Origin of the sequence: Janthinobacterium sp. HH106, assembly GCF_001758725.1 — a bacterium.
Classification (GTDB): domain Bacteria; phylum Pseudomonadota; class Gammaproteobacteria; order Burkholderiales; family Burkholderiaceae_D; genus Janthinobacterium.
The window spans coordinates 1-1,395 of record NZ_LRIC01000004.1; the positions used below are offsets into that span (position 1 = coordinate 1).

The 1,395-nt window shown below is 44.2% G+C and carries 3 protein-coding genes; all 3 read right to left on the reverse strand.

Features of this window, described 5'->3' with window-relative positions:
• Nucleotides 1-123: 123 nt before the first annotated feature.
• Nucleotides 124-759 (reverse strand): hypothetical protein, encoded by a 636-nt coding sequence (locus tag JAB8_RS28835; RefSeq protein ID WP_139142934.1) that lies wholly within the window; start codon nucleotides 757-759, stop codon nucleotides 124-126.
• Between the two features lies 1 nt (nucleotide 760).
• Complete coding sequence (locus JAB8_RS28840) at nucleotides 761-1,144, reverse strand: hypothetical protein (protein ID WP_139142935.1); 384 nt, start codon at nucleotides 1,142-1,144, stop codon at nucleotides 761-763.
• Nucleotides 1,144-1,395: hypothetical protein (locus JAB8_RS29675; RefSeq protein WP_217494198.1), on the reverse strand; the 252-nt coding region annotated here is incomplete at its 5' end. The genes JAB8_RS28840 and JAB8_RS29675, both read right to left, overlap by 1 nt.

Here is a 1,395-nt window from a genome sequence, read left to right on the forward strand (position 1 = left end):
GTAGCCAGTGTTAAACCGCACAAGATCGCGGGCTGTCCAAAACGGTCCATTTTTCCCAGCAGCATATGGCGTGATGTCCTTTACGACACCGGGGTTATATTTAAGAAGTTGTAATGGCATTTATCACTTCACCCAATTATATACTCTGTTCGTTTCTTTAATCCTATGGTCTAGACCAGTATAGCCACCATTGATTTTTCGGGTCAATCTTTTGACTGCGTCATCATTAACACCTTCATCACAGATTTTCCACAGATTGTTTTTTTTGAAAAACCAAATTGCCGTATCCATCGCGTAGTCCTCTTCCAAAAGTGACGGATCTTCTATAACTTCAGGCAATCCCATATCACTTGCAAAGGCTTTGACGTTATTATAGCCAGTCAATTGTAAAAATCCGCGACCAATGTATAGGCTGGCTTTTTCCTTGGAATCGTTACCAAGTTTGTATTTTTTGCCACGATTTTCATCCAAGTACACATTTTCAGCTAGTGCCTTGGGGTTTCTGGCGTATGGCTTTGCGCTTTCTTCAGTTGGAAAACGATGCGGCCAAACGCTCATCATAGATTCTGCACTGTAGTTTAGGTTTTCTCTAGTATAGTTAAATGTGCCTGATTCATGGATGACTTGGCCTAACAAGTGCGCTCCACGCTCTGGTGACAGATCATAGTGCTTTACGATCCCACGGGCTGTGTTTGGACCAAAACTTCCGGCTGGGCTACATCCGCACTTTTTTTGCAGTATTTTTAAAGCATTACTCATGTTACTTCCTCTTAAAAAATGCCTGCGCCCCGCGCACACCAAAACTCGCTGAAATTGCAATTCCAAGGCTGTAAAAATACCAATCTGGCGCTTTTGAAAGCTGCGCAAACCCACGGTCAACCCAACCTTCCGCCCCCGGAATCCAACATAAAATCAATGGGATAGACAGGATTACTACAAACCATTCGTCTTTCCAGCTTGATTTTGCGCCCTCTGCCATAATGCGCTCCCAATCGGCAACGCTTGTTTCTTTTGACAAAAGTATCTGGGCTTTCGCTTTTGCCTCTGTAAGTTTTAACTCAGCATTAGCTGCGTTCTTATCTGCTTTACCTTGCAACCAAGAGCCTGCGAGGTTTGCTATTGGGCCTATCAGGGCTTGTAACATTACTTAGACTCCTTACCCATCCAGATGCCAAAACTTCCCGTGAAAGCCCCAGTTACAACTGAAATTAGACCCGCTTGTGATACTGACAAGTCAGGTTGCGATAGCGCCCACTCAAGGCAACGTATATACATGATAGTTGTAACCAGCATCATCAAACGCGGTAGAACTTTCCATTCATCTAGCTTTGTTGCCATCACGCTTTCCTTTCTCCAACCACTCCTTTGCTGTTCATCTGTGGTGCGTTCTAAGCA